This window comes from Limnohabitans sp. TEGF003, assembly GCF_055395455.1.
On record NZ_AP029225.1, the window covers coordinates 41,059 to 60,184 of the forward strand.

A 19,126-nucleotide genomic window follows, 5' to 3' on the forward strand; every position below is an offset into this window, starting at 1 on the left:
GATTGTGCCTTCAGTCCAACCCTCGCACCACCTGCATGGCTTCTTCGATGCGTTCGACGGGGTAAATCGTCAAGCCCTCAAAAGCTTTGTCGTTCTTTTTGGGTGCGTTGGCTTTGGGCACCACGGCCACTTTGAAGCCGAGTTTTGCGGCTTCTTTCAGGCGGTCTTGCCCGCGCGGTGCGGGGCGCACTTCACCGGCCAGACCCACCTCGCCAAAGGCGATGAAGCCTTTGGGCAGGGGCTTGCCACGCAAGCTGCTGGTGATGGCCAGCATGACGGCCAGGTCGGCGGCCGGTTCGCTGATGCGCACACCGCCCACCGCGTTCACGAACACATCCTGGTCCATGCAGGCCACACCCGCATGGCGGTGCAACACGGCCAGCAGCATGGCCAGGCGGTCGCGGTCCAGGCCCACGCTCAAACGGCGGGGCGATGGCCCGCCGCTGTCGACCAGGGCCTGAATTTCGACCAGCAGAGGGCGTGTGCCTTCGAGCGTGACCATCACGCAGCTGCCGGGCACGGGCTCGGCGTGCTGGCTCAAAAAGATGGCGCTGGGGTTGCTCACACCCTTGAGGCCTTTTTCAGTCATGGCAAACACGCCAATTTCGTTCACCGCGCCAAAGCGGTTCTTGATGGCGCGGATCAAACGGAAGTTCGAATGCGTGTCGCCTTCAAAGTACAGCACCGTGTCCACCATGTGTTCCAGCACACGGGGGCCAGCCAGTGCGCCTTCTTTGGTCACATGGCCGACCAGCACGATGGTGGTACCGGTGGATTTGGCGGTGCGCGTCAGGTGCGCTGCGCATTCGCGCACCTGTGCCACCGAGCCGGGGGCGCTGGTCAGTTGGTCCGAATACACCGTCTGGATCGAGTCGATGATGGCGATGCCGGGCTGGCGCGATTGCAGGGTGTGCAAAATCTTTTCCAGCTGGATCTCGGGCAACACGGGCACCTCAGAGTCCGGCAGGCCCAAACGGCGAGAGCGCATGGCCACTTGTGCGCCGCTTTCTTCGCCCGTGACATACAGGGTGTTCATGCCGCTGCGCTGCAGCGCGTCCACCGCCTGCAGCAGCAAGGTGGATTTGCCGATGCCCGGGTCGCCGCCGATCAGCACCACGCCACCTTCGACCATGCCACCGCCCAGCACCCGGTCGAGTTCGTCGATGCCGGTGGGGTGGCGCTCGAAGTCGGCCGCTTCGATTTGGGCGAGCGGCAACACCTCCGAGGTGGGGGCCAGCGAGGCATGGACCGAGCCAAAGCGGTTCTTGCCGCCAGCGGGCTCAGCCGAGGCTTCGATCAGGGTGTTCCAGGCGTTGCAGCTGGGGCATTTGCCCATCCAGCGGGCGCTGGTGCCGCCGCATTCGGTGCAGGTGAATATCGATTTGTCTTTGGCCATGGGGTGCAAGTGTGCCTGAGCGCAAGGCTCATGCGCTGGCCCATGCCTGCAGAAATTCGCGGGTGATGTCGGCGGCGGGTAAATCGCGGCAGCCACTGGCGTTCTGGCCCGACCACAGCGGCGTGAAATCGCTGCTGCCCGCCGCTTCTGCGGCTGCGCGCAGGGGCGCGATGGCGGCCGTGGCCAAGGGAAAAGCGGGTGCCGCAGCGTTGAGGGGCCCGAGTTCGCGCATCAAGCGATTGAAGATGCCGCGCGCCGGGCGTCCAGAAAACAGGGTGGTCAAAGCGGTGTGCTGCGCGGCGGGCGACTGCAGAGCGCTGCGGTGCAGAGCGCTGGTGGTGGCTTCGTGGCTGCAGAGGTAGGCGGTGCCGACCTGCACGCCTGCGGCACCCAGCGCCTTGGCGGCCGCGATGCCTGCCGCGCTGCTGATCCCGCCAGCCGCAATCACCGGCAATTGGACCGCCTGCACGATCTGGGGCAGCAGGGCAAAGGTGCCCACCTGGGTGCTGAGCTCGTCGGTGAGGAACATGCCTCGGTGTCCCCCGGCCTCCAGGCCCTGCGCAATGATGGCGTCCGCCCCGTGGGCCTGCAGCCACAAGGCTTCGGCCACGGTGGTGGCCGAAGACAGGACCAGACTGCCCCAGCTTTTGACGCGGGCAACCAGTTCGGGAGACGGCAGTCCAAAGTGAAAACTCACCACCGCTGGACGAAAGGCCTCCAGCACATGGGCCGCTTCGGCGCTGAAGGGCACGCGTCCCGGCCCTGTCGGAATGGTTTCAGGGTCGAGCCCCAGTTCGCGGTAATAAGGTGCCAGGGTCCGATGCCAGGCCTGCTGGCGGACGTCATCGGGTGCGGGCGGGGCGTGGCAAAAGAAGTTGACGTTGTAAGGATTTTGGGTGGATTGGTGCAGCGCTTGGAGTTCGCTTTGCAGGTCGGGGAGACTGAGCATGGCCGCTGGCAGTGAACCCAGGCCACCGGCTTCGCACACAGAGGCTGCCAGTCGGTGGTTTTGCACGCCAGCCATGGGGGCTTGCACGATAGGAGGCAGGATGTCCAGCAATCGGTGATGGGGCTTCATGTGTTTGTGTCAGGGCCGTGGGCTTTGGATCAGTTTGACCAGATCGGCCAACATTTTTTCCTTGGCGGAAGGGTTGGAGCCGGTCCATGAGAAGGTGGTGTTGTCGGTGCCATAGGTCAGCATTTTTCGGTCGATGGGACCCTGAAAAATGCCGTGGGCAGCGTCGTCGTAAAACCAAACGTCGATGTCTGCGCCTTGGGTTTTGAGCCGCTGCATCCAGTCGATGGGTTTCTCGGTCATGTCTGCCGGGTTTTGTCGTGCGTTGCATTGTTGTGCATTGCCCATCGGGATCTCGGGGCTGGGCAGACGGTTGACACGGCAGCTCTCCTGGCGTTGCCACATCCAGTCCTCTTGGTGTTTGCCGCCGTAGTTGTCCAACTTGCCAAAGACAAGCCGGACGGGCACAGCCACGGTGTCGGGCAGACCGATGCCCATGCCCGGCAGGCCTTCCGGGATGACACCTCGAACATGTTCGGGACTGACCACGCTGGCCAGGTTGGCCACCACCGCTGCACCGTTTGACACGCCTTGCAGGAAGATGGCCCGGGTGTCGACTTTGTCTGACTGCGTGAGGGCCCATTCGTAAGCGCCTTTGGCGGCTTTGTAGATCATGCGTTGGCGTGATTCGTTCGTCGCTTGTGACCCCCAAAAGGGGTAGCCTTGGTAAAAACCGTTGAGTTGGTAGGCGTCAAAAACCAGTGTGGCGATGTCGTGCTTGCGCAGCGCTGTGGCCAGGTTGTTTTCAAGCATGCCCAGGCCGCCGCCGCCATGCGCAATGATGACCAAAGGGGGTTTGCTGGGCAGCGGACTGACATTCCAGCGGGTGGGAACGGACAGCCTGGATGCTTTGTGACAAGGGTCAAACTCAGCCAAAGGCCCCTTGACCGTATGAAAACGTGGACGGATTTGCACCAACTCGGCGACGTTTTCTGGGGCGGGTTTGCAATCCGACGCAGACTGGGCTGCACATCCCAGCCCCACGAGACTCAGGCATGCGGCCAGCAACCAATGTTTCAAATGACGGAAAAGGACCACGAAACCTCCAAGTGCTAAGCCATCTTATTGGAAAAGTTTCATCGGCTTGGAGTGCGTGATGGCGTTTCTCGGTAGAAACCCGCATGGGTAAAGGTTGGAATTCATTTAACATGTTAAATAAATGAGCCGTTCCACCCCCTTTGTCCACCGCAACCTGCCGCGCCTGCTGCTGCAGGCGCGTGAGGCCGTCATGGCCCACACGCGCCCCAGCCTGCGCGAGCATGGTCTGTCTGATCAGCAATGGCGTGTGCTGCGGGTGCTGGGCGAGCATGCCCATGAGCCGGCCGGCATCGAAACTGGTCGTGTTGCCCGCGAGGCCTACCTGCTGGGGCCCAGTCTGACGGGCGTGCTCTCGCGCATGGAGCGCGATGGCCTGATCGTGCGCGAGCGCTGCCCGCAGGACGCCCGCCGCAGTGTGGTGCGTGCCACGGCTCTGGGCTTGGACAAGGTGCAGGCGCTGTCGCAAACCATTGAGGCCCATTACAGCTGGATGGAGCAGCAGTTGGGCAAAGGCAAGCTCAGACAGATGTATGCCCTGCTGGATGAACTGATCGCGCTGGAAAGCCCTGACACCGAAACCGCCGAGGAACTGGCCGAGGAAGAAGAACGATGAACCCGTGGACCCTCCGATGGACCCCGAAAGGCACGGTGTACGGCACCTTGCTGAATTTCCGCCGAGAGTGGGACCTGTGGTCTGCGCGCATGACGCAGGACCCGCACAAGGCCGCACCCCAAGCGCCCGTGCTTTACGTCAAGACGGCCAACACTTTCTGCCCCGCTGGGCAGGACCTGCTGCTGCAGGACGGCGTGAGCGAAGTGGACATCGGCGCCACGCTGGGTCTGGTGATCGGTGAACAGGCGCAGGTCGTGGGCGCCGTACTGCTCAATGACTGGAGCGTGCCGCACACCAGCTATTACCGCCCACCGGTCAAGTTCCGCTGCCGCGACGGTTTTCTAGGCTTGCCCGCGCAGGTCACGAGCGGCCAGGTGCAGGACTGGGCCACATTGCAAATGGATGTGCGCCGCAACGGCGAGCGGGTGCAAACCGTCAATCTGCGGGGTCTGATGCGCAATCTGTCCGCACTGCTGGCCGATGTGGGCGAGTTCATGACGCTGCAACCCGGTGATGTGCTGATGGTCGGAACAGACTGCCTGGCAGACGGCACGCGCCCACGCGCCAAAGCCGGTGACCAGGTGGAGATTTCCGCGCCAGGCTTTGCCTCGGTCATCACTACGGTTCGAGGTGCCGCATGAAACACGCCCGCATCGCCTGGTCCGGCGCCATCCAGCAAGCCGTTGAAGCCGACGGCCAGTTGCTCATCACCCAAGGGCCGCACAAGGGCCGCCGCGTGGCTTTTGACGAGGTCGTCTGGCTGCCTCCGCTCGCATCCACAGCTCAGGCACGCACCGTGATCGCGCTGGGCCTGAACTACGCCGACCACGCCAAGGAATTGGCCTTCAAGGCGCCCGAAGAACCCCTGGCCTTCATGAAGGGAGAAGCCTCGCTGATCGGCCACAAAGCCTTCACCAAGCGCCCGGCCGACGTGAAGTACATGCACTATGAATGCGAACTGGCCGTGGTGATCGGCCGCACGGCGCGCCATGTGAAGAAGGCCGATGCCTACGACCACATTGCCGGCTACACCGTGGCCAATGACTACGCCATCCGCGATTACCTGGAAAACTGGTACCGCCCCAACCTGCGTGTGAAGAACCGCGACACCTGCACACCGATTGGCCCTTGGCTGGTGGACGCCGCCGACATCCCCAACCCCATGGCGCTCAAGTTACAGACCACCGTCAACGGCCAGGTCACGCAAAGCGGCAGCACGGCCGACATGATTTTTGATGTGCCCACGCTGATCGAATACTTCAGCAGTTTCATGACGCTCAATCCCGGCGACCTGATCCTGACCGGCACGCCCGACGGCATCGTGAACGTGGAGCCCGGCGACGTGATCGTCACCGAGATCGAGGGCATCGGGGCTTTGACCAACACCATCGTGGCCGCATGAGCAAGGTCACGGCATCTGGTCAGCCGGACATCATGCACCTGATGTGTCATACCCGCGTTCGCGGGAATGACAGCCCAGTAGGTCGGTGGCTTCAGCCCCGACAAGCCTGAAAGAAAGACACGACATGAAAATCGACCACCTCATCAACGGCCAATCCGTCGCGGGCAGCGACTACTTTGAAACCATCAACCCCGCCACGCAAGAAGTGCTGGCCGAAGTCGCTTCGGGCGGCGAAGCGGAAGTCAACGCCGCCGTGGCCGCCGCCAAAGCCGCCTTCCCCAAATGGGCCAACACGCCAGCGACCGAGCGCGCCAAGATCATGCGCAAGCTGGGCGACCTGATCACGAAACACGTGCCCGAGATTTCGGAAACCGAAACCAAAGACTGTGGCCAGACCATCAGCCAGACCGGCAAGCAGCTGGTGCCGCGTGCGGCCGACAACTTCCACTATTTCGCCGAGATGTGCACCCGCGTGGACGGCCACACCTACCCCACGCCCACGCACCTGAACTACACCCTGTTCCACCCGGTGGGTGTGTGCGCGCTCATCAGCCCGTGGAACGTGCCCTTCATGACCGCCACCTGGAAGGTCGCGCCCTGCCTGGCTTTTGGCAACACCGCTGTGCTCAAGATGAGCGAGCTGTCGCCCCTCACGGCCGCCCGCTTGGGCGAGCTGGCGCTGGAAGCGGGCGTGCCTGCAGGCGTGCTCAACCTGGTGCATGGCTACGGCAAAGAAGCGGGCGAGCCGCTGGTCTCGCACCGCGATGTGCGCGCCATCAGCTTCACTGGCTCCACCGTCACGGGCAACCGCATCGTCCAAAGCGCGGGCCTCAAGAAGTTCAGCATGGAACTCGGCGGTAAGAGCCCCTTTGTGATTTTTGAAGACGCCGATCTCGATCGCGCCTTGGACGCTGCCGTGTTCATGATTTTCAGCAACAACGGTGAGCGTTGCACTGCGGGCAGCCGCATTCTGGTGCAGCAAAGCAGCTATGCCGACTTTGCCGCGAAATTTGCCGAACGCGCCAAGCGCATCACCGTGGGCGACCCGCTGGATGAAAAAACCATCGTCGGCCCGATGATCTCCAAGGCCCACCTGGCCAAGGTGCGCAGCTACATCGAGCTGGGCCCCAAAGAAGGCGCGACCATGCTCTGCGGCGGTCTGGACCAGCCGTCTTATGCCGCCGACCTGTCCGCCCATGTGCAAAAAGGCAACTTCGTCTGGCCCACGGTGTTTGCCGATGTTCAGAATTCCATGCGCATCGCGCAAGAAGAAATCTTCGGCCCGGTGGCTTGCCTGATCCCGTTCAAGGACGAGGCGGACGCGATTGAAAAGGCCAACGACATCGAATATGGATTGAGCAGCTACGTCTGGACCGAAAACCTGGGCAAGGCCCACCGCGTGGCCGCCGCAGTCGAGGCGGGCATGTGCTTCGTCAACAGCCAGAACGTGCGCGACCTGCGCCAGCCCTTCGGCGGCACCAAAGCCAGCGGCACCGGCCGCGAAGGCGGCACCTGGAGCTACGAAGTGTTCTGCGAGCCCAAAAACGTGGCGGTCTCGATGGGTTCGCATCACATTCCACATTGGGGAGTTTGACCATGGGACAACTCGAAAACACCAGGAGTGCTCGTCATGGGTAAGCTCGCATTGGCCGCCAAAATCACCCATGTGCCCAGCATGTACCTGAGTGAGATTCCCGGGCCGCGTTTTGGCACGCGCCAAAGCGCCATCGACGGCCACAAGGAAATCAGCCGCCGCTGCCGTGCTCTGGGGGTGGACACCTTGGTGGTGTTTGACACGCACTGGCTGGTGAATGCGAACTACCACATCAACTGCGCGCCGCACTTCAAGGGCAGCTACACCAGCAACGAGCTGCCGCATTTCATCAACCACATGGCGTTCGAGTCGCCCGGCAACCCCGAGCTGGGGCACCTGCTGGCCAAGGTTGCCAATGAACATGGCGTGGAAACGCTGGCGCACGACAACACCACGCTCGACCCCGAGTACGGCACGCTGGTGCCGCTGCGCTACATGAACGAAGACCAGCACTTCAAGGTTGTCTCGGTCTCGGCCCTGTGCATGGTGCATTACCTCAACGACAGCGCCCGCCTGGGCTGGGCCATGCGCGAGGCGGTGGAAAAGCATTACGACGGCAAGGTGGCGTTCCTCGCCAGCGGCTCGCTCTCGCACCGCTTTGCGCAGAACGGTCTGGCGCCGGAGTTCGCCCACAAGATCTGGAGCCCGTTTCTGGAGCAGCTCGATAAGCAAGTGCTCCAGATGTGGGCGAACCGCGAGTGGAAAGCCTTTTGCGAGATGCTGCCCGAGTACGCCAGCAAAGGCCACGGCGAAGGCTTCATGCACGACACCGCCATGCTGATGGGGGCCCTGGGCTGGACGGGCTATGACGGCACAGTGGACATGGTGACCCCGTACTTTGGCGCGAGCGGCACGGGCCAGCTCAATGCCATTTTTGAAGTCACACCGCAGGACGGCGCCAAAGTGCCCGCTGCTGTGGCCAGCCATGCCGAGGGTTACACGGCGGTGAGCACCAGGCTGTGAAATGAGCCAGCGGGATGTCTCTCCCTGTCATCCCGGACTGGATCCGGGATCCCTCTGTGGTTCAGCATGGATCCTCGGGTCAAGCCCGAGGATGACAAAGTCTGAAGTTCGCATGACAAAGTCAGAAGGTCCACCATGCCTCACCTCGTGATCCTTTATACCGGTCAGCTGGACGCTGAGGTCAATATGACCACCCTCTGCCGTCAAATGGCCGACGCCATGCTCACCGTGCAGGACGAGCAAGGCCAACAAGTTTTCCCTACGGGCGGCACGCGTGTGCTGGCCTACCCCGCGCCGCACTACGCCGTGGCCGATGGCGGTGCAGCAGGTCAAGCTGCGGGCGGCACAGGCGACTACGCCTTTGTGTACCTGAACCTGCGCATGGGCCGAGGGCGCAGCGAGGCGGTGCAGCAAGGCGCAGGCCAAACCCTGGTCGAAGTGGCCAAGGCGTTTTTTGCCCCGGTCATGGCGCAACGCCACATCGGCATCACGCTGCAGATCGACGTTGGCCCCGAAGTGTTCGACGCCAAGCACAGCAACCTTCACCCCCTCTTCAACAAGGTCTGACATGACATTGAATCTGATTTTTGTGGGAACGCCGACATGTTTGACGACGCCTTGATCCAGCAGCTCGCGCAAGAGCTCAACCAGTCCGAAAAATCGCGCACCCAGATCGAGCACTTTTCCAAGCGCTTCCCGGGCATGACCATCGACGATGGCTACCGCATCAACCGCGCCTGGATGCAGATCAAGTTCGCCGAAGGGCGCACCCTGATTGGCCACAAGATTGGCCTGACAAGCCGCGCCATGCAGGTCTCCAGCCAGATCGACGAGCCCGACTACGGCACCCTGCTCGATGACATGCTCTACACCTGCACGCCCGGTCAGGTGCTGGACATCCCGTTCACGAATTTCATCGCGCCGCGTGTCGAGGTGGAGCTGGCCTTCATCCTCAAAAAAGAACTGCGCGGCCCCCATGTGACGGTGCAGCAGGTCCTAGAGGCCACCGATTACGTGACACCCGCCATCGAGATCATCGACTCGCGCATCGAGCAGTTCGACCGCCACACCAAGGTGATGCGCAAGGTCTACGACACCATCAGCGACAACGCGGCCAACGCGGGCATCGTGCTCGGCGCCAAGCGGGTCGACCCGCTCACCACCGACTTGCCCTGGTGCGGTGCGGTGCTGCGACAAAACGGCGTGGTCGAGGAAACGGGTCTGGCTGCGGGCGTGCAGGGCCACCCGGCCGTGGGCATCGCCTGGTTGGCCAACAAGCTCGCGCCTTGGGGCGAACATTTGCAAGCTGGCGAGATCGTGCTGGCCGGTTCCTTCACCAAACCAGCTCCGGCTAAAGTAGGCGATGTGTTCGACGCGGACTACGGGCCTTTGGGCAAGCTGGAGTTCAAGTTCACTTAACACCTGGCCGCTACGAATGCCCGCGCTGATCGGGCCAGGCCCGCCAGGCCCGATCAGCACCCTCTTCTAAGCCATCACCCAAGGAACTGACCCATGAACACCCCTGTGAACCTCTTCAAGCAAGCGCTCCAAGACAAACGCCCTCAAATCGGCCTCTGGATGGGACTGGCCAGCGCCTACACCGCCGAAATCTGTGCTTTGGCCGGATTCGATTGGTTGGTGATTGACGGTGAACATGCGCCCAACGACCTGTCCAGCATCCAGGCCCAGTTGCAAACCCTGGCTGCTTACCCCGTCAGCCACCCGGTGTGCCGTGTGCCTGTGGGGGAGACGGCGCTCATCAAACAATACCTGGACCTGGGGGCGCAAAACATCCTGGTGCCCATGGTCGATACCGCCGAGCAGGCCGCGCAGTTGGTGCGTGCCATGCGTTACCCGCAAGACGACGGCCAGGGCGGCGTGCGGGGCATGGCCGGGGCACGTGCTTCGCGCTGGGGTCACTACAGCGACTACTTCAAGCGCGCCAACGAAGAGGTTTGCCTGCTGGTGCAGGTCGAATCACGCGAAGCGCTGAAGAACCTCGATGCCATCGTCGCCACGCCCGGCGTGGACGGCGTGTTCATTGGCCCAGCCGACCTCTCGGCCTCCATGGGCCATGTGGGCAACGCCGCGCACCCCGATGTGCAGGCCGCGATTGCCGACGCGATCGCCCGCATCCTGAAAGCCGGCAAGGCGCCGGGCATCCTGACCCCCGACCGTCAGTTGGCCGAGCAGTACTTGAAACTGGGCGCAGTGTTTGTCGCGGTGGGTCTGGACACACAAATCCTGATGCGCCAGACTGCCGAGCTGGCTGCGCACTTCAAAACCACAGTCAAGGCGGTGTCGGCCGACAAAGGCCAGACTTATTGACACGGTGCCAGTGGCCCCATTCCATTTTTCAGCGAGCGTTTTTCACATTCAACCAGGAGACTTCCATGCGCATTTCCCGTCGTCAATTCGTCCAATCTGCCAGTGCCGGCGCTGTACTGGCCACACTGGGCCGGCAGGTCATGGCCCAGGCCCAGATTGACAACTTCAAGATCGTCACCGGCTTTGCCGCTGGGGGCACCTCGGACACCACTTGCCGCCGCGTGGCCGCTCGCCTGACGGGCAGCTATGCCAAGACCGCTGTGGTCGAAAACAAGACGGGTGCGGGCGGTCAGATCGCCATTCAGTTCGTCAAGAGCCAGCCGGCCGATGGCAGCACCATGCTGCAGACGCCCACCTCGATGCTGACGATTTACCCGCACATCTACAAAAAGCTCAGCTACGACCCAGCCACCGACCTGAGCCCGGTGTCTTTGGCTTGCGTGTTCGACTTCGGCTTTGCCGTGGGCCCGGCTGTGCCCGACAGCGTCAAGAACATCAACGACTTCATGGCCTGGGCCAAGGCCAACCCCACTTTGGCCAACTTCGGCTCGCCCGCCGCAGGCTCTACACCGCACTTTGTGGGCGCTTTGCTCGGACGCCATGCCGGGGTCGAGATCAAGCACGTCGCTTACCGTGGCACCCAACCGGCCATGCTTGACCTGCTGGGCGGCCAGATCGCAGCAGTCAGCGGCCCCATCGGTGACATCACCCAGCACCTGTCCACGGGCAAGGTGCGCATCCTGGCCACATCGGGTGCCAAGCGCAACCGTTTCGCGCCCGATGTACCCACTTACGCTGAGCAAGGCCTCAAGGACATGGTGCACAGCGAGTGGTTCGCCTTCTTCCTGCCTGCCAAGGCCACGCCCGAGGTGGTGGCGCGCCTGAATGCGGCCGTCAAGAGCGCCCTGGCATCCAAGGACGTGATCGACGGCCTGGCCACTTTTGGCCTCGAGGCCATGTCCAGCTCGCCCGCCGAGCTCACCGAGCTGATCCGCAAGGACACGGCCAAGTGGGCCCCCATCGTCAAGACCATTGGCTTCACCGCCGAGGCTTGATTTTTATAGGTCTGGAGTTCGCGCCATGAATGCCATTTTGAAATCTGTGCCCACCGATGTGCCTGCCCCAGCGCACATGCACCCTGATGAATGGCAGGCGCGACGCCAGCTGGCCAGCTGCTACCGCGTGTTTGCCATGCTCGGCTGGACCGAGATGATCTACAACCACATCACGCTGCGTCTGCCCGACAGCGCCACGGGGGGTGAAAAGCATTTCTTGATCAACCCTTTTGGGCTGCATTACAGCGAAGTCACCGCCAGCAACCTGGTCAAGATCAACCTGCAAGGCGAGGTGCTCGATGGCTCGCCCTACAAGGTCAACCCCGCCGGGTTCGTGGTGCATGCTACGCTGCACGGCGGCATCGAAGGCGCGCACTGCGTGATGCACACCCACACCACGGCGGGCGTGGCGGTGGCGTGCCTGGAGGGGGGCCTGTCGCAAAGCAATTTTTATTCGGCGCAGTTGCACGGCATGGTGGCTTACCACGACTTCGAGGGCATCACCATCCACGCCGAAGAGGGCCCGCGTGTGCTCCAGAGCATTGGCGACAAGCCCGCCGTGATTTTGCGCAACCATGGCTTGTTGTCCTGGGGTCATACCTTGCCGCAGGCCTTTGCGATCTTGTGGACGCTGCAGCGCGCCTGCGAAATCCAGCTGGCCACGCAAAGCATGGGCACACCGATTCCCGTGCCCGAAGCGATTGCCGCCAAGTGCACGCGCGACGCGCTGCAGTTCAACCCGAACCACGGTGCAGGACAGGATGTGTTTGATGCCCTGGTGCGCCAGGTGGACCGCATCGATGCGGGGTGGCGTGCATGAGCGACAAGATGAACGAGATGCCATTCCAAAAAATCGCCATCGTCGGTGCAGGAGCCATCGGCGGCTGGATGGGCGTGCATTTGGCGCGTGCTGGTGCGCAGCTGAGCGTGCTGGCACGCGGGGACACGCTGCAAGCTTTGCAGCAGCACGGCTTGCAATTGCACCAAGGCGGCGAGTCGCACACCGTGCCCGTGAAGGCCTCCAGCGATGCTGCCGCGCTGGGCGAGCAGGACCTGGTGGTGATCGCTGTCAAGGCCCCGGCCTTGGCCACAGTGGCACAGCAGGTGGGTCCGTTGATCGGCCCGCACACCGTGGTGTTGACGGCCATGAACGGTGTCCCGTGGTGGTTTTTGCAGGGTTTCGGTGGCCCTGTGGCTGGGCGTTCGCTCGACGCGGTGGACCCGGGCGGTGCCATCGCCCGTGCCTTGCCTGCTCGGCACATCATCGGCTGCGTGGTCCATGCCAGCTGCTCGGTGGATGCGCCTGGCGTCATTCGCCACCACTTTGGTGACGGACTGATCGTGGGCGAGCCTTCTGGAGAGACCACCCCGCGTGTGCAAGCGCTGCACGCGCTGCTGCGTCTGGCGGGCTTCAATGCCACGCTGTCGCCGCAAATCCAGAAAGACATCTGGTACAAACTTTGGGGCAACATGACGATCAACCCGATCAGCGCCTTCACCGGGGCCACCACCGATCGGATCCTGGACGACCCCTTGGTGCGCCAATTTATCTCGGGCGTCATGCTCGAAGCCAAAGCCATCGGGGCTCAGATCGGCATCCCCATTGCGCAGGAGCCTGAAGACCGTCATGCGGTGACGCGCAAACTGGGGGCGTTTCGCACCTCCATGCTGCAGGACGTGCAGGCGTCAAAGCCTGTGGAGCTCGATGCGCTGGTGTCGGCGGTGCGTGAGTTGGGTCAACTCACCCAGGTCCCAACGCCACTGACCGATGTTTTGCTGGGCCTCAGCCGCTTGCATGCCCAAGGGCTGGGGCTGTACGAGACCCGCGCTGACCGTTGAACAGCACCCATCTAACAATCTTTAACAACTTAAGCAGTATCTTTGACTCATAATCACCTTAGCAAACAATTATAGATGCTTTGGTATTAAAAGGTGCTTTTATGTTGATTTCAATGCTTCTCTTGGGTGTTTTGATGGTTTTTCTGGGTGTTTTGTATTTCAAGACCGTTCAGGACATCGAACGCGACGACATCCACGAGGCCATGGCCCGCGCAGAGCGACTGAAAAACAAACGCGCTGCCAACACCTACGCCGGGGCCTGACCCCCTTCATCCAGTCGCTTGGATGTCATCTCCCAGGCTTGCGGGGCGTTAAATTGCCCCCATGTCCTCTGCCTCAGCACCCCCCGCTCCCTTGTCCCGGTTGTCCCTGACCGGATTCCTCACGCTCTTGCTGATCGCCCTGATGATGGGCGCCAACCATGTCGCGGCCCGCACGGCCTTCAACCATGGGGTGGACGTGGTGACCGCCGTCACCTTTCGCAGCACCGTCACCGCCTTCGTGGTCGCCTTGATTCTGTGGCAACAAAAGGTCTCGCTGCAACTCACGGGCCGTCACCGAAAAAGCCTCTTGCTGATCGGCGCTTTGATCGCCATTCAAAGTGTTTGCCTTTACTCGGCCGTGGCACGTTTGCCCGTGGCCTTGGCCTTGCTGGCCTTCAACACCTACCCTTTGTTGACCGCGTTTTGGGCGCGTGTCCTGTACGGCCACCGCCCTGAGCGCATGGTCTTGCTGGCCATGCCGGTGATGCTGCTGGGTCTGGCGCTGGCGCTGGATGTGCTGGGCGCGGCTTCAGGCCTCGGGGCTGCCGAGCACTGGGGCCAGATTGGCGCAGGCGTGGCATTTGCGCTGGCTGCGTCCGCCACCTTCGGTTTGGCGCTGGTCATCACCCAGCACGAAGCAGCCGACGTGGACGGGCGCTTGCGCACTTTCACCACCATGGGCACGGTGGCGATTTTGGCGGCTGTGGTGGCCCTGACCCAAAGCGGCATCCATTTGCCCAACGCCAGTGCAGGCTGGTGGGGCCTGGGGGCCTTGACGTTGTTGTACGGCACGGCCTTCACCATCATGTTCACCGTGCTGCCCAAGTTGGGCGTGGTGGGTAACTCGGCCATCATGAATGTGGAGCCGGTCTTTGCGCTGGTGCTGGCCTGGGCGCTCTTGGGGCAAACGATCGCGCCCATGCAATTGGTCGGCGCTTTGGTGGTGGTCGCCACCGTCATGTGGCTGGGTCTGCGCAAGCGCTGAAACCTTTCGTTAGCGGCCCACCATGGCTGTAAAAAATTTGAAGCCTTTGTTGTGGGAGGCTGCCCCTTCGGCCGAATGCGTGATGTGGCTCCGGCCAAAATTCGCGAGCAGGGGCTCGCTCCCACCAAGAGGCTGATCCCATATGCGAGCAGCCGCCTGCACAGCGCTCAGCCGTTCTTCAGCGCCAAGGCCTTGTCGTAAAGCTCGTTTTTGGACTCGCCCGTGATCTCGGCAGCGAGTTTGACGGCGGTTTTCAGGGGCAGTTCGGGCAGCAGCACTTGCAACACCCGCAAGCCCTCACCTGCAGATGCCGCCACTGGCGCGTCGTGCAGCACCAGCACAAACTCACCGCGCAGACGCTCGGGTTTTTCAGCCAACCAGCCCGGCAGGGCCTGAGCGCTGAGGGTTTCGATTTGTTCAAATTGCTTGCTCAACTCGCGCCCCACAGTGATGGCGCGTTCGCCCAGCACCGACAGCGCTTGTGCCAAGGCTTCGATGCGGTGCGGTGCTTCCAGCAGCACCACGGCTCGGCTTTCCATCGCCAGGCTTTGCACGGCGCGTGCGCGTTCGGCCGACTTGCTGGGTAAAAAACCCGCGAACACAAAGCCGTCGTCACCCGTCATGCCCGATGCGCTGAGCGCGGTGGTCACGCTGCTGGCCCCCGGCAAGGGCAACACGCGGTAACCGGCTTGGCGCACGGCGCTCACCAGCCGGGCACCGGGATCGCTGATGGCGGGGGTGCCTGCATCGCTCACGTACGCCACCCGCTCGCCTTGGCCCAGGCGGGTGATCACGTTGTGGGCGGCTTCGGCTTCGTTGTGCTGGTGAACCGCCAACAGCTGCGAGCCAGGACGGTCCAGACCATAGGCCCTGAGCAGCTGCTGGGTGTGGCGGGTGTCCTCGCAGGCAACGGCATCCACCTGCGACAAAACATGCAACGCACGCAGGCTGATGTCGGCGAGGTTGCCAATCGGGGTCGCCACGACATACAGTGTGCTGGCCGGGTGGTTTTGCGATCCGGCGGCGTCGTGCGCGGCTTCTAGGGCTTTGGCGAACGAGGCAGACAAGGGAGAGGGCGTCAATGCAATTCCTCAAAAAAGACAAGGTGGGCCAGACCACCAAAGCCCGGGGTGATGCGGGCGAAGACGAGGCGCTGGCCTATTTGCAGGCGCGTGGTTTGCGCTTGCTGCAGCGCAATTATCGGACCCCCGGCCGTGGCGGCGGTGAAATCGACCTGATCATGCAGTCCGCCGATGGCACCGTGGTGTTTGTCGAGGTCAGAAAACGCAGCCGCACCGACCATGGCGGTGCGGCCGCGAGCATCGGCCATGCGAAGCAAAGGCGCATTATTTTTGCGGCCCACCATTACCTCTTGCGCTGGCGTCAACTTCCCCCAGCACGCTTTGACGTGGTGACCATCGAGGCCAATGGGCCGCAATGGCTGCAGGCCGCTTTTGATGCCGCCTGAAATCCCGGGTAAAAAACTGTATTTCAGGGCGGCAGCGCTGTGGGCGGGGTTATCATCCCCTGCGCATGCTAGACCTTCGAATCCAACAACATTTCATCGACAGTGCAGATCTGCACTACCAGGTGGCCGAGACTTTGGCCAAGCCTGTGGATGCGGCTGTTCAGGCGGTTCTGGCCTGCGTCACAGGGGGTGGCAAAGTTCTGGTCGGTGGCATGGGCCCATCTGCTGCTTTGGCCCAGTACCTGGCCAATTTGCTGGTGGGCGGGTTCGAGCGTGAGCGCCCGGGTTTGGCGGCCATGGCATTGGCCTCGGACGCCTTGACAGCCACCCGCTGGGCCGATGGTCAGGCCTTGGCCCGCCAGGTGCTGGCGCTGGGCCAAACCGGTGATGTGCTGGTGCTCATCAGTGCCGATGGCGGTGAGCCGGCCCTGATCGATGCGGTTCAGGCCGCCCACGACCGTGAAATGACGGTGCTGGCCTTGACCGGACACCATGGCGGCGGCCTGGCCCGCCAGTTGCGTGAAACCGATGTGCATGTGTGCGTGCCGCACGAGCGGGCGGCAAGAATTCGTGAGGTGCAGCACCTGGTGCTGCACTGTCTGTGTGATGGAATTGACACCCAGTTGTTGGGTGAACAGGAGCCTGTTTAAATGAAACGCAATCTTCAATCTTGGGTTTTGACCAGTGCCGTGTTGGCCAGCACCTTGACGGCGCTCTCCGGCTGCGCACCGTTGATCGTGGGCGGCGTGGTGGCCACGGGCATTGTGGCCACCGACCGACGCACCACGGGTGCGCAGGTGGAAGACGAGGGCATTGAGCTCAAAGTGGCCAGCGCCGTGCGTCAGGAGCTGGGTGACCGTGTGCACCTGAATGTGACCAGCTTCAACCGCAAGGTGCTGCTCACTGGCGAGGCCCGCACGCAGGCCGACAAGGACCGTGCTGAGAAATTGGCGCAAAGCCAGGAAAACGTGCAGTCTGTGGTGAACGACCTGGCGGTGGCACCCCCCAGCAGCCTGACCCAGCGCTCCAAAGACACGGTGACCACCAGCCAGGTCAAGGCCGCCTTCATCGACGCCAAAGACCTGCAGGTCAACTCGATCAAGGTGGTCACCGAGCGGGGTATCGTGTATTTGATGGGCCGCGTGACCGCCCGTGAAGCCAAACGTGCCAGCGACATCGTGCGCGGCATCGGTGGCGTGACCAAAGTTGTGCGCGTGTTTGACGAAATTTCTGAAGAAGAACTCAAGCGCTTGAGCCAGCCACCTTTGGCCAAGTGACACCGGGCATGCGCCCAAAAAAAGAGCGGCTTGTGGGCCGCTCTTTTTTTGCCAAGGCCATCTCAGCCGCGTTGAGCGGCTGGCGATGACCTGTGGTTAGCCGCTCAGCGCAGGCGACGGATCAGGCTGGAGGTGTCCCAGCGGCCGCCGCCCATTTTTTGGACATCGGCGTAAAACTGATCGACCAGGGCGGTCACAGGCAGGCGGGCACCGTTGCGCTTGGCTTCGTCCAGCACCAGGCCCAGGTCCTTGCGCATCCAGTCCACCGCAAAACCGAATTCGAATTTGTCGTCGGCCATGGTCTTGCCGCGGTTGTCCATCTGCCAGCTTTGCGCCGCACCCTTGCCGATCACGTCCAGCACCTGGTGCATGTCCAGTCCGGCTTGCTGGCCGAAGGCAATGGCTTCAGACAGGCCCTGCACCAGACCGGCAATGCAAATCTGGTTGACCATTTTGGCCAACTGGCCCGCACCGGATTCGCCCAGCAAGGTGAACGCGCGAGAGAAAGCCATGCCCACGGGCTTGACGGCGTCAAAGGCGGCAGCGTCGCCACCGCACATGACGGTGAGCAGGCCGTTCTGTGCGCCAGCCTGACCGCCCGAGACGGGGGCATCGATGAACTGCAGGCCCTGTTTTTGCGCTTGCGCCGACAATTCACGGGCGACGGATGCCGAGGCGGTGGTGTGGTCCACAAAAATCGCGCCGGGCTTCATGCCCGCAAAAGCGCCATCTGCCCCCAAGACCACGCTGCGCAAGTCGGCATCGTTGCCCACGCAGGCAAACACGATGTCGGCACCCGCTGCCGCTTCACGCGGCGTGGGTGCGGTGGCGTTGCCTGGGCATTCGCCGGCCCAGGCAGCGGCCTTGGCGGCGCTGCGGTTGTACACGGTGACGTGGTGTCCAGCGCGGGCCAGGTGGCCGGCCATGGGGTAGCCCATCACGCCCAGGCCCAAAAAGGCGACTTTCTTGGCGGGGGTGGCATCGTAGGTTTTGGCAGCGATTTGGCTCATGGGTGTCTCGTTGTGAAGTGGATAAAAGGGCTATTTTGGCAGCCTGTCGGTGTTCTGGCGCGCACCGGGTGCTTTGGGCTGACCATTGCGAGACATCAGGGGTGACAGCGCCGCTTTTGGTACGCTCAGACCATGAACTCCTCGATCGCCGACAACATCGCCCGTGTGCGGGCGCAAATTCAGGCCGCTTGTCAGGCCGCAGGCCGTGCGCCGGACAGCGTGCAGTTGCTGGCCGTGTCCAAAACCTGGGGGCCGGATGCGGTGCGACAGGCCCATGCTGCCGGGCAAACCGCTTTTGGCGAAAACTACATCCAGGAAGCGGTGGACAAGATCACCGCTTTGCGAGATTTGCCGCTCGAGTGGCACTGCATCGGCCCGATCCAGAGCAACAAGACGCGCTTGGTGGCCGAGCATTTCGACTGGGTGCACAGTGTGGACCGCCTCAAAATCGCCCAGCGCCTGTCCGAGCAGCGCCCGCCCGAGCTGCCACCCTTGCAGGTGTGCATTCAGGTGAACATAGACGGCGGCGAAAACAAATCGGGCGTGAGCCCGCAAGAGCTGCCCGCGCTGGCGCAGGCCGTGGCCGCCTTGCCGCGTTTGCAGTTACGCGGCCTCATGACCATTCCCGAGCCCGCCGAGACCGAAGCGCAGATGCGGGCGGTGCACGCTCAGGCCCAAGCGCTTTTCGAGGCTTTGCGCCAGCAAGGCCTGCCGCTGGACACCTTGTCGATGGGCATGAGCGCCGACATGTCAGCCGCCATTGCCGAGGGCAGCACGATGGTGCGGGTGGGCACGGCGATTTTTGGCCAACGCTGAACGC

22 protein-coding genes are annotated in these 19,126 nt (G+C 62.7%); 17 read left to right on the top strand and 5 right to left on the bottom strand.

The window, feature by feature from the left end; all coding sequences use genetic code 11:
• Window positions 1-10 precede the first annotated feature (10 nt).
• The 3 genes from radA to ACZ5RT_RS00170 are packed head-to-tail and all read right to left on the bottom strand — an operon-like array spanning window position 11 to window position 3,224.
• Complete coding sequence (radA, locus tag ACZ5RT_RS00160; protein ID WP_464453154.1) at window positions 11-1,396, bottom strand: DNA repair protein RadA; 1,386 nt, start codon at window positions 1,394-1,396, stop codon at window positions 11-13.
• A gap of 28 nt (window positions 1,397-1,424) precedes the next feature.
• Complete coding sequence (locus tag ACZ5RT_RS00165) at window positions 1,425-2,474, bottom strand: NAD(P)H-dependent flavin oxidoreductase (protein ID WP_464453155.1); 1,050 nt, start codon at window positions 2,472-2,474, stop codon at window positions 1,425-1,427.
• 9 nt (window positions 2,475-2,483) lie between these two features.
• Window positions 2,484-3,224, bottom strand: coding sequence for an alpha/beta hydrolase (locus ACZ5RT_RS00170; protein ID WP_464453156.1), 741 nt, complete (start codon window positions 3,222-3,224; stop codon window positions 2,484-2,486).
• Window positions 3,225-3,630: 406 nt separating this feature from the next.
• Here ACZ5RT_RS00170 and hpaR point away from each other — a divergent pair, with 406 nt between their 5' ends.
• From hpaR to ACZ5RT_RS00235, 13 genes are all read left to right on the top strand, one after another.
• Complete coding sequence (gene hpaR / locus ACZ5RT_RS00175; RefSeq protein ID WP_464453157.1) at window positions 3,631-4,122, top strand: homoprotocatechuate degradation operon regulator HpaR; 492 nt, start codon at window positions 3,631-3,633, stop codon at window positions 4,120-4,122.
• A complete protein-coding gene (locus ACZ5RT_RS00180; protein WP_464453158.1) occupies window positions 4,119-4,763 on the top strand; it encodes a fumarylacetoacetate hydrolase family protein in 645 nt (214 codons plus the stop codon). The genes hpaR and ACZ5RT_RS00180 overlap by 4 nt, the downstream gene beginning before the upstream one ends.
• Window positions 4,760-5,524: a fumarylacetoacetate hydrolase family protein gene (locus ACZ5RT_RS00185; protein ID WP_422171321.1), complete on the top strand. Its 765-nt coding sequence runs from the start codon at window positions 4,760-4,762 to the stop codon at window positions 5,522-5,524. The genes ACZ5RT_RS00180 and ACZ5RT_RS00185 overlap by 4 nt, the downstream gene beginning before the upstream one ends.
• 124 nt (window positions 5,525-5,648) lie before the next feature.
• Complete coding sequence (gene hpaE / locus ACZ5RT_RS00190; protein ID WP_464453159.1) at window positions 5,649-7,118, top strand: 5-carboxymethyl-2-hydroxymuconate semialdehyde dehydrogenase; 1,470 nt, start codon at window positions 5,649-5,651, stop codon at window positions 7,116-7,118.
• Window positions 7,119-7,154: 36 nt separating this feature from the next.
• Window positions 7,155-8,081, top strand: a complete 927-nt coding sequence (hpaD, locus tag ACZ5RT_RS00195; protein WP_291929936.1) for a 3,4-dihydroxyphenylacetate 2,3-dioxygenase — start codon at window positions 7,155-7,157, stop codon at window positions 8,079-8,081.
• A 135-nt stretch (window positions 8,082-8,216) separates the two neighbouring features.
• Window positions 8,217-8,648 carry a 5-carboxymethyl-2-hydroxymuconate isomerase gene (locus ACZ5RT_RS00200; RefSeq protein ID WP_464453160.1) on the top strand — a complete coding sequence of 144 codons (432 nt, stop codon included), beginning with the start codon at window positions 8,217-8,219 and terminating at the stop codon, window positions 8,646-8,648.
• A 36-nt stretch (window positions 8,649-8,684) separates the two neighbouring features.
• Window positions 8,685-9,500 (top strand): 2-oxo-hept-4-ene-1,7-dioate hydratase, encoded by an 816-nt coding sequence (gene hpaH / locus ACZ5RT_RS00205; RefSeq protein WP_464453161.1) that lies wholly within the window; start codon window positions 8,685-8,687, stop codon window positions 9,498-9,500.
• A 93-nt stretch (window positions 9,501-9,593) separates the two neighbouring features.
• Entirely contained in the window at window positions 9,594-10,409 is an 816-nt protein-coding gene (locus ACZ5RT_RS00210) for an HpcH/HpaI aldolase/citrate lyase family protein (RefSeq protein WP_291929942.1), read from the top strand.
• 65 nt (window positions 10,410-10,474) lie between these two features.
• On the top strand, window positions 10,475-11,464 hold the full coding sequence (locus tag ACZ5RT_RS00215; RefSeq protein WP_464453162.1) for a Bug family tripartite tricarboxylate transporter substrate binding protein: 990 nt from the start codon (window positions 10,475-10,477) through the stop codon (window positions 11,462-11,464).
• A gap of 25 nt (window positions 11,465-11,489) precedes the next feature.
• Complete coding sequence (locus tag ACZ5RT_RS00220; protein ID WP_464453163.1) at window positions 11,490-12,284, top strand: class II aldolase/adducin family protein; 795 nt, start codon at window positions 11,490-11,492, stop codon at window positions 12,282-12,284.
• Between the two features lie 8 nt (window positions 12,285-12,292).
• A complete protein-coding gene (locus ACZ5RT_RS00225; protein WP_464453164.1) occupies window positions 12,293-13,303 on the top strand; it encodes a 2-dehydropantoate 2-reductase in 1,011 nt (336 codons plus the stop codon).
• A gap of 101 nt (window positions 13,304-13,404) precedes the next feature.
• A complete protein-coding gene (locus ACZ5RT_RS00230) occupies window positions 13,405-13,566 on the top strand; it encodes a hypothetical protein (RefSeq protein WP_158268723.1) in 162 nt (53 codons plus the stop codon).
• Between the two features lie 61 nt (window positions 13,567-13,627).
• Window positions 13,628-14,551 (top strand): DMT family transporter, encoded by a 924-nt coding sequence (locus tag ACZ5RT_RS00235; RefSeq protein WP_291929952.1) that lies wholly within the window; start codon window positions 13,628-13,630, stop codon window positions 14,549-14,551.
• Window positions 14,552-14,718: 167 nt separating this feature from the next.
• Here ACZ5RT_RS00235 and rsmI read toward each other — a convergent pair whose 3' ends face one another.
• Window positions 14,719-15,618 carry a 16S rRNA (cytidine(1402)-2'-O)-methyltransferase gene (gene rsmI, locus ACZ5RT_RS00240; RefSeq protein ID WP_291929991.1) on the bottom strand — a complete coding sequence of 300 codons (900 nt, stop codon included), beginning with the start codon at window positions 15,616-15,618 and terminating at the stop codon, window positions 14,719-14,721.
• A 14-nt stretch (window positions 15,619-15,632) separates the two neighbouring features.
• Here rsmI and ACZ5RT_RS00245 point away from each other — a divergent pair, with 14 nt between their 5' ends.
• From ACZ5RT_RS00245 to ACZ5RT_RS00255, 3 genes are all read left to right on the top strand, one after another.
• Window positions 15,633-16,019, top strand: coding sequence for a YraN family protein (locus ACZ5RT_RS00245; RefSeq protein ID WP_291929954.1), 387 nt, complete (start codon window positions 15,633-15,635; stop codon window positions 16,017-16,019).
• Between the two features lie 65 nt (window positions 16,020-16,084).
• Entirely contained in the window at window positions 16,085-16,669 is a 585-nt protein-coding gene (locus ACZ5RT_RS00250) for an SIS domain-containing protein (RefSeq protein WP_291929956.1), read from the top strand.
• The gene (locus ACZ5RT_RS00255) at window positions 16,670-17,296 is read left to right on the top strand and encodes a BON domain-containing protein (protein ID WP_291929958.1); all 627 of its coding nucleotides are present in this window, start codon (window positions 16,670-16,672) and stop codon (window positions 17,294-17,296) included.
• A gap of 104 nt (window positions 17,297-17,400) precedes the next feature.
• On the opposite strand, the gene ACZ5RT_RS00260 is transcribed toward ACZ5RT_RS00255, so the two are convergent.
• Window positions 17,401-18,306, bottom strand: a complete 906-nt coding sequence (locus tag ACZ5RT_RS00260; protein ID WP_464453165.1) for an NAD(P)-dependent oxidoreductase — start codon at window positions 18,304-18,306, stop codon at window positions 17,401-17,403.
• Between the two features lie 132 nt (window positions 18,307-18,438).
• On the opposite strand from ACZ5RT_RS00260, the gene ACZ5RT_RS00265 reads away from it, so the two are divergent.
• Window positions 18,439-19,122: a YggS family pyridoxal phosphate-dependent enzyme gene (locus ACZ5RT_RS00265; protein WP_464453166.1), complete on the top strand. Its 684-nt coding sequence runs from the start codon at window positions 18,439-18,441 to the stop codon at window positions 19,120-19,122.
• The last annotated feature ends 4 nt before the right edge of the window (window positions 19,123-19,126 follow it).